12 protein-coding genes and 1 pseudogene are annotated in these 14,600 nt (G+C 43.4%); 4 read left to right on the plus strand and 9 right to left on the minus strand.

Annotated features, from left to right (window positions below; translation table 11 throughout):
• Positions 1–10 precede the first annotated feature (10 nt).
• The 5 genes and pseudogenes from DXZ23_RS03735 to carA all read right to left on the minus strand — a co-directional run bounded on the left by DXZ23_RS03735 (position 11) and on the right by carA (position 6,890).
• Positions 11–1,312, minus strand: coding sequence for an ammonium transporter (locus DXZ23_RS03735; RefSeq protein WP_017805419.1), 1,302 nt, complete (start codon positions 1,310–1,312; stop codon positions 11–13).
• A gap of 28 nt (positions 1,313–1,340) precedes the next feature.
• A pseudogene (locus DXZ23_RS03740) lies at positions 1,341–1,679 on the minus strand (P-II family nitrogen regulator).
• Positions 1,680–1,988: 309 nt separating this feature from the next.
• On the minus strand, positions 1,989–5,186 hold the full coding sequence (gene carB / locus DXZ23_RS03745) for a carbamoyl-phosphate synthase large subunit (RefSeq protein WP_017805417.1): 3,198 nt from the start codon (positions 5,184–5,186) through the stop codon (positions 1,989–1,991).
• Between the two features lie 20 nt (positions 5,187–5,206).
• Positions 5,207–5,770, minus strand: a complete 564-nt coding sequence (locus tag DXZ23_RS03750; RefSeq protein WP_017805416.1) for a RipA family octameric membrane protein — start codon at positions 5,768–5,770, stop codon at positions 5,207–5,209.
• Entirely contained in the window at positions 5,763–6,890 is a 1,128-nt protein-coding gene (carA, locus tag DXZ23_RS03755; protein ID WP_017805415.1) for a glutamine-hydrolyzing carbamoyl-phosphate synthase small subunit, read from the minus strand. Before carA ends, DXZ23_RS03750 begins: the two co-directional genes overlap by 8 nt.
• 304 nt (positions 6,891–7,194) lie before the next feature.
• Between carA and DXZ23_RS03760 the strand changes: the two genes are divergently transcribed.
• Positions 7,195–7,935: an MlaA family lipoprotein gene (locus DXZ23_RS03760; RefSeq protein WP_017805414.1), complete on the plus strand. Its 741-nt coding sequence runs from the start codon at positions 7,195–7,197 to the stop codon at positions 7,933–7,935.
• 20 nt (positions 7,936–7,955) lie between these two features.
• Complete coding sequence (locus tag DXZ23_RS03765; protein WP_017805413.1) at positions 7,956–8,450, plus strand: YfbU family protein; 495 nt, start codon at positions 7,956–7,958, stop codon at positions 8,448–8,450.
• A gap of 126 nt (positions 8,451–8,576) precedes the next feature.
• Here the strand turns inward: DXZ23_RS03765 and DXZ23_RS03770 are convergent, their stop codons facing one another.
• From DXZ23_RS03770 to DXZ23_RS03780, 3 genes are all read right to left on the minus strand, one after another.
• The gene (locus DXZ23_RS03770; protein WP_017805306.1) at positions 8,577–9,227 is read right to left on the minus strand and encodes an IS1595-like element ISHpa1 family transposase; all 651 of its coding nucleotides are present in this window, start codon (positions 9,225–9,227) and stop codon (positions 8,577–8,579) included.
• 34 nt (positions 9,228–9,261) lie between these two features.
• A protein-coding gene (locus DXZ23_RS03775) for an IS3 family transposase (RefSeq protein ID WP_114995414.1) occupies positions 9,262–10,613 on the minus strand; the annotation gives its coding sequence in 2 pieces (ribosomal slippage) (positions 9,262–10,163 and positions 10,163–10,613; 1,353 coding nt in all).
• An 81-nt stretch (positions 10,614–10,694) separates the two neighbouring features.
• Positions 10,695–11,483 (minus strand): outer membrane protein assembly factor BamD, encoded by a 789-nt coding sequence (locus tag DXZ23_RS03780; RefSeq protein WP_021724796.1) that lies wholly within the window; start codon positions 11,481–11,483, stop codon positions 10,695–10,697.
• Between the two features lie 98 nt (positions 11,484–11,581).
• Here DXZ23_RS03780 and rluD point away from each other — a divergent pair, with 98 nt between their 5' ends.
• Both rluD and pgeF read left to right on the plus strand, forming a co-directional pair.
• On the plus strand, positions 11,582–12,556 hold the full coding sequence (gene rluD, locus DXZ23_RS03785) for a 23S rRNA pseudouridine(1911/1915/1917) synthase RluD (RefSeq protein WP_017805410.1): 975 nt from the start codon (positions 11,582–11,584) through the stop codon (positions 12,554–12,556).
• Position 12,557: 1 nt separating this feature from the next.
• Entirely contained in the window at positions 12,558–13,292 is a 735-nt protein-coding gene (gene pgeF / locus DXZ23_RS03790; protein WP_017805409.1) for a peptidoglycan editing factor PgeF, read from the plus strand.
• A gap of 158 nt (positions 13,293–13,450) precedes the next feature.
• Here pgeF and DXZ23_RS03795 read toward each other — a convergent pair whose 3' ends face one another.
• Positions 13,451–14,566, minus strand: a complete 1,116-nt coding sequence (locus DXZ23_RS03795) for an anhydro-N-acetylmuramic acid kinase (RefSeq protein ID WP_021724797.1) — start codon at positions 14,564–14,566, stop codon at positions 13,451–13,453.
• Positions 14,567–14,600: the final 34 nt, after the last annotated feature.

Consider the following 14,600-nt stretch of genomic DNA (forward strand, 5'->3'; position numbering starts at 1 on the left):
GAGTGAGAAATTATTCCAAACGTTCGCCGTGTGAAGTGAGATCTAAACCTTGACGTTCTTCATCTCTCTCTACGCGAAGTGTCATAAATTTGCTCATTCCCCATAATAAAGCGAACGAAACCGCACTGCTATAAACGAGAGTGATAAGGACGCTTTCAATTTGTATCCAAAGGCTTGCCCCTTCGCTGCCCGTAATGTCGGCGGAAACGAAAATGCCAGTTAAAACGGCTCCCACAATTCCACCAATACCGTGGATTCCAAAGGCGTCTAAGGAATCATCGTAGCCTAATTTGTATTTGAGTTTGGTTACGGAGAAGAAGCAGATCACACTGGTGATAAAGCCAATGAAAACCGCACTTTGTGCATCAACAAAGCCTGCCGCAGGGGTGATACCCACTAACCCCGCCACAGCCCCCGAAGCCAAGCCTAAGGCGGACGGTTTGTGGCGATAGCAAGCTTCACATAAAATCCACGCTAATGCACCAACAGCGGCAGAAATTTGTGTGGTTACCATTGCCATTCCCGCACGACTGTCGGCTGCGAGGGCAGATCCTGCGTTGAAGCCGAACCAGCCAATCCATAACATCGCACAGCCAATCAGAGTGAGGGTGAGGTTATAGGGTGGCATTGCGTCTTTGCCATAGCCGATACGTTTGCCGATGAACATCGCAGCGCATAGCCCCGCAACGCCCGCATTAATGTGAATGACCGTGCCACCCGCGTAATCTAACACGCCGTCTTCCGCAAGCCAACCGCCAATGCCCCAAACCCAGTGAGCGGTCGGTACATAAACGAGTAATGTCCATAATCCAACGAAAATTAACACCGCACTAAATTTCATACGCTCAGCGAATGCACCCGTCATAATCGCCCCTGCGATGATAGCGAATGCCATTTGGAAGAGCATAAACACGGATTCAGGAATGGTGCTTGCACCAGGATAAACCGTGAGTTGTTCTTGTGCGGTGAACACGTTTAAGCCGTGTAAAAATAGACGATCTAGCCCGCCAATAAAGGTGTTGTTAGGTGTGAATGCAAGGCTATACCCGCACACAAACCAAATGACGGCAATGAGGCTACAAGCGGCAAAACTTTGCACCATTACGGATAAAATATTTTTCTTGCGAACCATTCCCGCATAAAACAGGGCTAGCCCAGGGATTGTCATAAACAGAACTAAAATGGCGGATAACATTACCCAAGCGGTATCCCCCGCACTAATGACTGAGAAAGGTTGCACCCAGTCTGATAAGGCCGCGTGCGATGTCAGGGGGAAGCATAAAAGGGTTAATAACCCACTGAATTTTTTCATTTTGCGATTCCTCAATTCGTTTTCTATGTTATAGGGCTTGCTCACCGGTTTCTTTGGTACGAATACGCACCACTTGCTCCAAAGGAAGCACAAAAATTTTGCCGTCGTCCACTTTTCCGCTTTAAGCGGCATCAAGGATAGCATCGATTGCGGGTTCAACTAGATCATCGGCAAGGGCAATATCAATTTGAATTTTCGGGATAAAATCCACCTGATATTCACTCCCACGATAAATTTCAGTATGCCCTTTTTGCCGCCCAAAGCCCCGCACTTCGCTGACGGTAATGCCACGAATGCCAATGGCGGTTAAGGCTCCTTTCACGTCCTCTAGCCTAAAAGGTTGAATAATGGCACTGATGAGTTTCATAAAGTTCTCCTGTATGATGGTTAGTATAATTAATGTTGTGTTTGCTTTGAATTTTCTATATAAAAATACAAATTTGATTGGATATTGTCAAATAATAAGATAATTTGTTTATATAATATTTCAAATTGAAAGTAATTTGAGATAACGAATTGAAGATAGTGTAAGTAATAAGATAAGGTGGATTTGTGCAGGTTTATTTTGAAATCAAATGACTATAGTTTGATGGTGGGAAGAAGCCCATTGTTTATTCAAACAATGGGCGATCTAAGAGATAACCCCTACAACGAAATAGAAGGGTAATTTCTCTAATTAACGTTTTAGCGACTGCAGTGGGTAAACAGCATAATCATCTAAATTTTTCACACTCTCAACTAAGGCTTCTGCCGCCGCGAGGGTGGTTTGGATAAAGACTTTTTGTTGCAATGCACTGTGGCGAATGGAATGGCTATCTTCCACGCTTTCCGGCAGGCTGCCGACGGTATTAATCACCATCGCAATTTCGCTGTTTTTGATCGCGTCCACGATATGCGGGCGGCCTTCACGCACTTTATTGACGATTTGGGCGAATACACCGTTTTCGCGTAAAAATTTTGCTGTGCCGATGGTGGCACATAAGCCGTAGCCTTGTTCTTGCAAGCGTTGGGCGATAGGCAGCAAGCGGGCTTTGTCTTTGTCATCCACGGAAAGGAATACTTTGCCGGTTTTCGCAATGCGTTCGCCTGCCCCTAGTTGAGCTTTGATAAAGGCTTCTGCAAAGGTTTGCCCCACGCCCATCACTTCCCCTGTGGAACGCATTTCAGGCCCTAAAATGGTGTCCACGCCTGGGAATTTAATGAATGGGAACACGGCTTCTTTCACCGCATAAAAGTGCGGTTGGATTTCGCCTTGAATTTGCTGTTTTTGTAAGCTTATCCCTGCCATTACACGTGCGGCGATTTTGGCTAACGGTCGCCCTGTGGCTTTGCTCACAAACGGCACAGTACGGCTGGCGCGCGGGTTCACTTCTAACACATAAATCACGCCATCTTGCACGGCAAATTGCACATTCATCAAGCCCACTACGTTCAAGGCTTTTGCCATTGCCACTGTTTGACGGCGAATTTCATCTTGAATTTCTGTGCTTAAGGAATAAGGCGGAAGCGAGCAAGCGCTATCACCACTGTGAATCCCAGCTTGTTCAATATGCTGCATAATGCCACCAATCACCACTTGCTCGCCATCGCAAATGCAATCTACGTCCACTTCAATGGCGTTGTTTAAGAAGTGATCAAGCAAAATTGGGCTGTCTTCGGAAACCTGCACCGCTTCACGCATATATTTGTTCAGTTCGTCCACGTTATACACGATTTGCATTGCTCGTCCGCCTAGCACATAGGAAGGGCGTACCACCAGCGGATAGCCCACTTCTTCCGCTAATTGCACCGCTTCAATGGCATTGCGTGCCGTGCGGTTATTCGGCTGTTTTAAGCCGAGTTGTTGCAGAATTTGTTGGAAGCGTTCGCGATCTTCGGCAGCGTCAATGCTGTCTGCGGACGTGCCGATAATATTTACGCCATTTTCCGCCAAGGCATTGGCAAGTTTTAATGGGGTTTGACCGCCATAATGCACGATCACGCCATAAGGCTGTTCAACGTGAATGATTTCTAACACATCTTCAAGGGTGAGCGGCTCAAAATAAAGGCGGTCTGAGGTGTCAAAATCGGTAGAAACCGTTTCAGGGTTACAGTTCACCATAATGGTTTCAAAGCCGCTTTCACGCAAGGCAAGGGCAGCGTGTACACAGCAATAATCAAACTCAATACCTTGCCCGATACGGTTCGGCCCACCACCTAAGATCATAATTTTTTTACGATCAGAAGGATTGGCTTCACATTCTTCTTCATAGGTGGAATAAAGGTATGCGGTGTCGGATTTAAATTCGCCCGCACAAGTATCCACGTGCTTATAAACTGGGTGAAGATTGAAAGATTTGCGTAAATTTCGCACCGCACTTTCCGTGCTTTTTACCAGCTGGGCAATACGTTTATCGGAGAACCCTTTGCGTTTTAAACGGCGTAGTTCGGCGTAATCCAATTGCTCTAGCGTTTTTTGCTCAAGCGCCAGTTCTTCCTGCACAAGATCTTGAATTTGCACCAAGAACCACGGATCGATTTTGGAATAATGATGCACTTCTTCTAGGCTAAACCCTGCGCCAAAGGCATCTGCCACATAAAGAATGCGGTTAGGGCCGGGGTTGCCAAGCTCGGTGCGGATTTTTTCTGGTGCTTCAGACAGCAAATTGAACCCACAAATGCCTATTTCCAGGCCACGCAAGGCTTTTTGCAAGCTTTCTTGGAAAGTGCGTCCCATTGCCATCACTTCCCCTACGGATTTCATTTGCGTGGTTAAACGATCGTCCGCTTGTGGGAATTTTTCAAAGGCAAAGCGTGGCACTTTGGTAACCACATAATCAATAGACGGTTCAAAAGAGGCAGGGATTAATCCCCCCGTGATGTCGTTACGCAATTCATTGAGCGTATAGCCCACGGCTAATTTTGCTGCCACTTTGGCAATCGGGAAGCCTGTGGCTTTTGAGGCAAGGGCAGAAGAACGGCTCACACGCGGGTTCATTTCAATCACAATCATTTCGCCATTGGCGGGATTAATGGCAAATTGCACATTTGAACCGCCCGTATCCACGCCAATTTCACGCAATACCGCAAGGCTGGCGTTACGCATAATTTGATATTCTTTATCGGTGAGTGTTTGCGCTGGCGCAACGGTGATGGAATCGCCTGTATGCACGCCCATTGGGTCAAAATTCTCAATGGAGCAAACGATAATGCAGTTATCCGCTTTATCACGCACCACTTCCATTTCGTATTCTTTCCAACCTAGCACCGATTGTTCGATAAGTAATTCGTGGGTTGGCGAGGCATCAAAACCGCGTTCGCAAATGGCGACAAATTCATCACGGTTATAGGCGATCCCACCGCCAGAACCGCCCATTGTGAAAGAAGGACGAATAAGCGTCGGAAAGCCCACTTCGGCTTGTGCTGCCCAAGCTTCATCGAAAGTATGGCAAACAAAGGATTTTGGTGTATTTAAGCCGATTTTCGCCATTGCTTCTTTGAAACGACCACGATCTTCCGCTTTATCAATGGCATCTTCGCTCGCTCCAATCAGCTCCACGCCGTATTTTTTCAGCACGCCATTTTTGGAAAGATCTAAGGCACAGTTCAACGCGGTTTGCCCGCCCATTGTTGGCAAAATGGCATCGGGGCGTTCTTTCTCAATGATTTTTTCTACCGTCTGCCAAGTGATCGGCTCGATGTAGGTAACGTCCGCCATATCGGGGTCGGTCATAATGGTGGCTGGGTTGGAATTTACCAGCACCAATTTATATCCCTCTTCACGCAAGGCTTTACACGCCTGTGTGCCTGAGTAGTCAAATTCACAAGCCTGCCCAATCACAATCGGGCCTGCACCGATAATTAATATTGTCTTTATGTCTGTACGTTTTGGCATTTTTTATAGTCTCTTTTTACTTAAATTGGAATGATTCGATAAATATATACAGTTTTGGAAAATAAAAGAATAATAATCATTAATAACCAAGATAAACCACAAAGCATCCCAATATAGATAGGAATGCTACTCACAGATCCTTTAAAACCACATAGCATTTTTTTAATTAATTCTGGTTTTTCTTTAATAAACTCTTCTAATTCTTTTTTCTCTCTTTCTTTTGCAAGCTTCAATGTATCGTTATATTTATCTATAGACGAAAATACTCCTCTCTGACCACTAGCGATCGCTAACTTCTTTTCTATATCAAACAATTTCATTTCCCATACTTCGTGCCAATATTTCGCTCCAATAGCACCTCTTGTTTGAAGGAAAGACATAATAATTCCTATAATTGGTATTATATAATAAATTAGGGTGACAGATTTCCCATCAGAAAACATTGTTGTAAAAACTGAGAATAAAATACCTTGAAATACTAGGAAAAAATTATTTCGTGTAGTTATTTGCTCCGCTTCAAACCTTCTATTTTCTATACATATATTATATAACTCAATTTGTTCAGGATATTTTTTATTATTCACAGCTTTCACCTATATTTTTAATAAACTTATCAAACAAATACGCTACATCATTTGGGCCGGGGCTGGCTTCGGGGTGGCCTTGGAAAGAAAACGCCACTTGGTCGGTGAGTTCAATGCCTTGCACGGAATCATCAAATAAAGAGCGGTGGGTTATTTTCACATTTTTTGGCAAGCTGTGTTCGTCCACTTCAAAACCGTGGTTTTGGCTGGTGATATACACTTTTTGCGTATCCAAATCTTGCACGGGGTGGTTTGCACCGTGATGCCCGAATGGCATTTTTTTCGTTTTACCGCCTACGGCAAGCCCGAGTAATTGATGCCCTAAACAAATGCCGAAAATCGGTTTTTTCGTTTTGAGCAAGGTTTGAATATTGCTGATGGCATAATAACAAGGCTCAGGATCGCCTGGGCCATTGGATAAGAAAATGCCGTCAGGTTGATAGGCTAGCACTTCTTCTGCTGAGGTTTTAGCTGGCACAACGGTAATTTTACAGCCTCGTTCGGCGAGCATTCGTAGAATATTGTGCTTCACGCCGAAATCGTAAGCGACAATATGATATTTCTGTTCTAGCTCGGAATGATACCCTTTGCCTAATTGCCATTCTCCTTGCGACCATTCATAAGGCGTTTGGCAGGTGACTTCTTGAGCTAAATCTTTGCCCGCCATTGAGCCAAAACTTTGTGCCAGTGTAAGGGCTTGTTGTTCATCGATTTCACCCGCCATAATGCAACCTGCCATTGCCCCTTTATCCCGTAAAATTCGTGTTAAACGGCGGGTATCAATGTCTGCAATCGCCACCACATTATTCGCTTTTAAGTAATCAGCAAGGCTCTGATTGGCACGGAAGTTGCTGTGTAATAAAGGCAAATCACGAATGATTAAGCCACTGGCATATACCGCATCGCTTTCTTGATCTTCATTATTTGTGCCGGTGTTGCCAATATGGGGATAGGTGAGGGTAACAATTTGTTGGAAATAGGAAGGATCGGTCAAAATTTCTTGATAACCCGTCATTGAGGTATTAAAAACCACTTCGCCAATGGTTGTTCCACTTGCACCAATAGATCTGCCGTGAAACACCGTGCCGTCAGCCAATACTAAAATCGCTGAATCAGACATAAAATACTCCTTAATTGTAATGGTCGAACACTTACGAATGCTCATTAACCGCAATTTAGCTTGTGTTACTTTTAACAAAGGGCTAAATTTGCCTGTATGTCTAGCCATCGAGCTAAACTGACTAAGTGTAAAAGACTCTGGTTAATAATTCAAGTAAATTCGAAAAAGGTTTTTTAGGGATTATTTATGCATTTATTCTGCATAAATAATCATTCTAATGCAAGTGATTTATTTTTCTTTGATTTATTTTGTAGTTCCTCAATAAGTTGTTTACAATGTGCATCATTTGAATGGAAAAACGATAATGAAAAGATCCTATTTACTCGCCTCGCTGGTTTTAGGCTCATCAATCCTTGCGGGTTGTGCTACGATCGATCCAAAAACTGGTGAACGTAATGATCCCTTAGAGGGCTTTAACCGTATGATGTGGGATTTCAACTATAACGTTGCCGATCCTTATCTTCTCAAACCCGTTGCCAAAGGCTGGAAAGAATATGTGCCACAGCCTATCAAAACGGGCATCACTAATGTGGCGAACAACCTTGATGAACCTGCTAGCTTTGTAAACCGCTTATTACAAGGGGATTTCAAAAAAGCAATGGTGCATTTTAACCGCTTTTGGATCAATAGCGTTTTCGGCTTAGGCGGTTTGATTGATTGGGCAAGTGCAAGCCCACCGCTTAGATTAGAAGAAAGTCGCCGTTTTGGTGATACGCTAGGTTCTTACGGTGTCGGTACGGGGTCTTATGTAATGTTGCCTTTATATGGACCAGCTACCCCGCGTCAAGATCTCGGTAACTTAGTAGATACCACCTATCCGATGCTTTCTTTATTAGGACCTTGGGGGGTATTAAAATGGGGTATTCAAGGCGTTAATGCTCGAGCGAAAATGCTAGATAAAGAGGCACTCCTAGAACAATCGCAAGATCCTTACGTTACTTTCCGCGAAGCCTATTTCCAAAACTTGGAATATCGTATTAATGACGGAAAAGTGCAAACTGTTAGTGAAACGCTTTCCCAAGATGAACTTAAAGAAATTGACTAAATAATATAGGAATAAATACTATGGAAATGACCTCAACCCAGCGTTTAATTCTTGCCAATCAATATAAATTAATGGGCTTATTAGATCCGAACAACGCAGCACAATATGCACGTTTAGAAACCGTCGTTAAAGGTGGCTTTGGCTTAGAATTAAAAGAATTAGACAAAGAATTTTCTAACCTTTCAGAACAAGAATGCCAAACTGTGCGTGATACCCTTGAAATGTATCACGCCTTACAGGTTTCTTATAATAACTTAGGCGACACCACCACTGTAACGCCACACCGTTTACAATTTGCGGGGTATTGTGCCGTGCGTGAGAAAAAATACCTCAATTACTTACGTTTTATCACCACCACAGAAGGGAAATATCCAGAATTTATGCAATGCGAACACGGCTGTGATTCACAAACGCCAATGTGGGATAAATATATCAAAATGCTTGAAGCTTGGCGTAGCTGTCCGCACGAATACCATTTAAGTATGGCAGAAATTCAGAAGATTTTGAATGCTTAAAGATTCGGGACTGTAACAGATACAATGGAATACACCAGTATGGTATAAGATTATAAAATATAAGGGAGCAGATTGATCTGCCCCCAAAAAGTTAGACTATATTCTAATTGGGGCTGTCCTAGATAACTAGACTAAACTCCCTTTAACCAATTGTTTTAAAATAGAAATTTGACTTTTTATGTTGCTGTAATTAAAACGCCATTCACATTCCTTTAAATAAAGCTCAAAATGCGCTTTTGGGATACCATTAAATTTGCGTAAATGGCGTTTTGCTTGGCTCCAAAAATTCTCAATTCCGTTAATGTGGTTATGATTTTCAGCAAAATGTGTGCTGTGATTGATACGAAAATGACTAAATTCACTCACATCAAGCACGTCATAACTACGATAATTATCGGTGTAAACAATACTATCAGGCTTTACCTGCTCCCGAATAATGGGTAACAAGGTGGCAGATTGCGTATTTGGAACCGCAACGGTATAAACCTTGCCATTGCGCTTGAGAAGCCCGAATACCGCAATTTTCCCTGCCGCACCACGACCACGTTTGCCTTTGCGAGCACCGCCAAAATAACTTTCATCGGCTTCAATTTCACCTTCAAACATCTCTAAGTGAAGGCTGTTTTGATAGATGAGTTGGCGTAAACGATGAAAGTAATATGCGGCAGTCGTTTTGTTTACATTGACTAACTCTGCTGCTGTCCTTGCAGTAACACCTGCAACAAATAGCTCAATGAGTTTATTTTGTTTGTGCTGACTTAGACGACTTTTTCTCATTGGTTCATTCTAACCTAAATAGATTTTTTAGTTGTTATCTAGGACAGTCCCTTCTAATTTCATTCAAGGACTGAGTTCTGTATTCCACAGGGCTTAGTCCTTTGAGCTTCACTTGAATACGCTCATTGTTGTAGTAATGAATGTACTCGTGAATCACTTTTTCAAGCTGTTCAAAGGTTTCAAACCGCTTGCCAAAGTAACATTCCGTCTTCAATCGCCCGAAAAAGCTTTCCATCGCACCATTATCAAGGCAATTGCCTTTTCTCGACATACTTTGCGTAATACCGTGTTTTTTCAATATCTCCCGATAACCCATCATTTGATACTGCCACCCTTGGTCGGAATGCAGTATCGGTTTTTCCCCCGCTAATCGGTTCACCGCCTGGGTCAACATTCTGGTTATCTGCTCAAAATTCGGACTTCTCGCCACATCATAAGCAATAATTTCGTTATTAAACAAGTCTTTAATCGGCGATAAATACACTTTGCCTTCCGCACATTTGAACTCGGTGATATCCGTTACCCACTTCTCATTCGGCATCGTTGCCGTAAAATCCCGTTGCAACAGATTATCGGCAATGTGTCCCACTTTGCCTTGGTAAGAACGATATTTTTTCTGCTTACTTTTTCCTTTTAACCCCAAACGTTGCATTATCGCTTGCCCCCTTTTGTGGTTGATAATCAAGTATTTCCTTAATTCCAAGGTAATTCGACGATAACCATAATTTTCGTCATTTTTGCGATAAATTTCCTCTATTTTCTGTGAAATCGCTACATTTTTATCCGACTTTGGCTTGAGATGATAAAAGAACGAACTGCGTGCCAATCCGATTAGCCTGAGTAACAATTCCAACGGGAAACGCGAGCGTAAGGCATTTACGATGACGGCTTTTTCTGCATTTTTTGTTGGTTGAGTTCCTGCAACTTTTTTAGCATTGCATTCTCCGCTTCTAATTCCAAAATTCGGTAACGCAAGCGTTCTTCTTCTGTTTTGGGCGTTGGTGGCATTTTAGGTGAGTTGAGTTTCATACTTGGACGACCTTTAGGTTTGAGTAATAACCCATCTATACCTTGTTTTTCAAAGCGTTGCAACCATTGACTAATTATCCCTGAACTGGGGATATCAAAGCGAAAGCAGGCGGCTTCAGCGGAGCACTGGCCTTTTTTGATAGCTTGAATAACCTTTAATTTAAACTCAACAGAATAACATCGTTTTTTACCTAATACAGCTAATCCATTGATTCCATTATGATTAAATTTCGCAATCCAACGTGCTAACGTTCTTTGGGGAAGCTGAAAATACTGGCGAGTAAGCGAACGGTTTTTTCCATTTTGATGATAAAAGTCGAGCACTTGTTGTTTGAAACGTTGAGTATATTTAGTCATAAAAAATCTGCACCTTAATCAGTTGGTTATTTAGTCCAACTTTTGGGGTGCAGATCAAAATACCGCACTTTTTATTATTGCTTATTTAATAAGATTTTCTAACCCAGAAGATGGTGGCAAGCTTACTTTTTCAAATACTTTCCCTTTATTTGCCTGAATCAATGTTTCCGTTTGTTTAGCTAATTCAACTAAGTTCATTTTCTCATAAGCATATTTCATCAAAGGCAATGCTTCAAGAGTAGCTTGGGTATCTGGATATTGACGAAGCATATCTGCTACACGATTTGCTACCGCAACGTAAGCATTACGTTTCATATAAAATTTTGCAATAGCTAATTCGTGACGAGCTAAAGCAGCTTTAATATAAGCCATTCTAGCTAAAGAATCTTGTGCATAAACACTATTAGGAAAATATTGCACAAGCGTCCGAAAATTTGCAAACGCTGCTTTCATCGCTGCTGCATCTCTTGTTGCACGATCTATACCAAAAAAATCTTGCAAGAAATTATCACCTGAAGCGAAATTCGTTAATCCTGCCATATAAACAACATAATCCACATTTGGGCTATTAGGATATCGCTGTAAAAAAGCTTCAGCTGCTGATAACGCTTTTGTATATTCTTGAGATTTATAATAGGCGTAAATCAAGCCTAACTGTGTTTGTTCACTGTAACTCATTGCAGGAAAACGATTTTTCACCGCTTCTAAATAGCGTACAGCTTGAGAATAATCGCCATTTTGCAAATAACTCTGCCCTTTTGTGTAAAGTTCTTGTTCTGAGCCTTGTTCTATCTCTTTTCCTGAACTAGAGCAAGCACTTACGGCTAACGCAACGAGAGCAACCAGTGTAAAAGACGTTAATTTACGCATTGATGAATCCTTTTTTTACGAGCAATAATAAATAAGTTACAATATTCCGTATTTTATAGCACATTGCTAAATAAGCAAATTATTCACGGATTTTATTTATGGCACAAATTACTTTATCGGCTGAAGTGCAGCCAAGCCAAATGGGACAACGTTTAGACCAAAGTTTAGCAGAAATGTTCCCTGACTACTCACGCTCCCGCCTAAAAACTTGGATTGAAGACAATCTCGTTCAGGTCAATGGCGAGATCGTGAATGTGCCAAGAAGCAAAGTGTACGGCGGCGAGCAAATTTCTATCACTGTTGATGTGGAAGATGAAAGCCGTTTTGAGCCAGAAAATATTCCGCTCAATATTGTCTATGAAGATGATGATATTATCGTTATCAACAAGCCAAAAGATATGGTGGTTCACCCCGGTGCGGGCAACCCGAATGGCACAGTATTAAATGCCTTGCTTTATCATTATCCGCCCATTGGCGAAGTGCCACGTGCGGGCATTGTTCACCGCTTAGACAAAGACACCACAGGTTTAATGGTGGTGGCAAAAACCATTCCGGCGCAGACTAAATTAGTGCGAGATCTGCAAAAACGCAAAATCACCCGTGAATACGAAGCTATTGCTTACGGCATTATGACGCAAGGTGGCACCGTGGACGAACCCATGGCGCGCCACCCAACCAAGCGTACTCATATGGCGGTTCACCCAATGGGTAAGCTTGCCACAACCCACTATCGCGTAATGGAACGCTTCCGCAATTACACCCGCTTACGCCTTCGCTTGGAAACGGGCAGAACGCATCAAATCCGCGTACATATGGCACATATCGCCCACCCATTATTAGGCGATCAAACCTACGGCGGACGCCCTCGCCCACCGAAAAACGCCAGTGAAGAATTACTCACCACCTTGCGTGATTTCAAACGCCAAGCCTTGCACGCCATAATGCTCCGCCTCGCCCACCCCATTACGGGCGAATTAATGGAATGGTACGCACCGCTGCCAGCGGATTTTGTCGGCTTAGTCAATGCCTTAAAAGCAGATTACCTCGCACACAAAGACGAATTAGATTATTAAAATGGATGCCATCAAACCTAATTGGACAGTCGCGAAAACTATTCACGCTTTCACCACCACAAGGCAAGGCGGTGTAAGCCTGCCGCCTTATGACAGCTTCAACCTTGGCGACCACGTTGGCGATGAAAAAAGTGCGGTCAAAAATAACCGCACTTTATTAGTGGAACGATTTCACCTGCCTCAATTCCCAATCTTCCTCAATCAAACCCACAGCACAAGAGTAATTCGTCTGCCTTATGAGGGCAACAATGTAGATGCCGATGCGGTTTACACCAACCAACCGAACCAAGTTTGCCTTGTCATGACCGCAGATTGCCTGCCCGTCCTCTTTACCTCCCAGCAAGGCAATGAAGTCGCCGCCGCTCACGCCGGTTGGCGAGGTTTATGCAATGGCATATTAGAACAAACGATACAACAATTCCAAGCTCAACCACAAGAGATTATCGCGTGGTTTGGACCAGCTATTGGGCCGCGTTCTTTTCAAGTAGGAGAAGATGTCCGCCAACAATTTATCGCACAAGATCCCAATGCCGCGCAAGCCTTTATGCCAGATCCTAGCGAGCAAGGCAAATACCTTGCGGATCTTTATCACATCGCCCGATTACGTCTTAATAAATTAGGCATTTCGCAAATTAGCGGTGGCGAGCATTGCACCTATTTAGAACGGGAAAATTTCTTTTCTTTTAGACGAGATAAACAAACAGGAAGAATGGCATCATTAATTTGGTTCGAATAAGAAATATTTTTGTGGAATTCAAAAATTAATTTGCTTACCAACCTCAGATTATTTTGGCGTAATATAAAAATATTTGCGACCGAGAGGTTCATCTACTCGATAGATGACCTTATAAAACAAGGTGTTACATTGACTGTCAAGTTTTTTACTTTAATTTATTAATCCTTAGGATAAATCCCCCCTAAACTCACCGCACGGCTCGCTCCTGTTACGCTTGGTTCATTGGAGGGAAGATTTTCCATTCGGCGATAAGCTAGCCACGCGAAGGCGGCGGCTTCTAAATAATCCGCGTCCAAACCGTAATCCGTGGTGGTGGCGAGTTGCCATTCGGGGAGCAAGCGTTGTAAATGTGCCATTATCACAGGATTTTTCGCCCCGCCGCCACAGACCAACAAAAGACGCGGTAAGTCAGATTGAGCGACTCCTGTGAGTTCGCGTGCGGTGCATTGTGCGGTAAATTCTGCCAGCGTTGCTTGCACATCTTGGGGGAGAAGTGCGGTGTGTTTTTGCAGAATTTTTTCTAGCCACGCCAAGTTAAATAACTCTCGCCCAGTGCTTTTGGGGGCTGGCAAGGAAAAATAAGGATCTGCCAACAAATCTTGCAATAATGCAGGATTGCTTTGCCCCGTTTTCGCCCATTCGCCATTTTTATCATAGCTTTTCCCCTGATGTTTGGCGATCCAGCTGTCCATTAAAGCATTGCCTACGCCCGTATCATAACCAATCACAGGCTGGTTTGGGGCGAGTACGGAAATATTGCTGATCCCGCCGATATTCAGTATCACGGTGATCCGCGTAGGATTAGCAAAAATACCTTGATGAAAGGCAGGAACGAGCGGTGCACCCTGTCCGCCATAAGCCATATCTTTACGGCGAAAATCGGCGATGGTGGTAATTCTCGTTTTGGTAGCGATCACATTGGCGTCACCAATCTGCCAAGTGAACGGAAATTGCCCCTGCGGTGCGTGCCAAATGGTTTGCCCGTGGCAGCCCACCGCTTGAATTTGTGTGGAAGAAAGGGAATGCTTGGTTAAAAATTGGTTGATGCTGTCTGCATACAGCAAGCCGAGTTGCTGATCCAATTCGCCAATTTGTTGTAACGTACCTTGCCCTGAATGGATAAGTGCGGTGAGATTTTCACGCAAATTTTGTGGCATTGGCACAAAATCCGTTGCCACTAGCTGGGCAGGTTGGAGCGAAAGATCCATTAACGCGAGATCCACGCCGTCAAGGCTGGTGCCAGACATCACGCCAAGATAATATTGAGATTGCATAGGATTGCCGTTGAAAATTTGAATTGCGACTATT

It is taken from the genome of Avibacterium paragallinarum (assembly GCF_900450705.1).
Classification (GTDB): Bacteria; Pseudomonadota; Gammaproteobacteria; order Enterobacterales; family Pasteurellaceae; genus Avibacterium; species Avibacterium paragallinarum.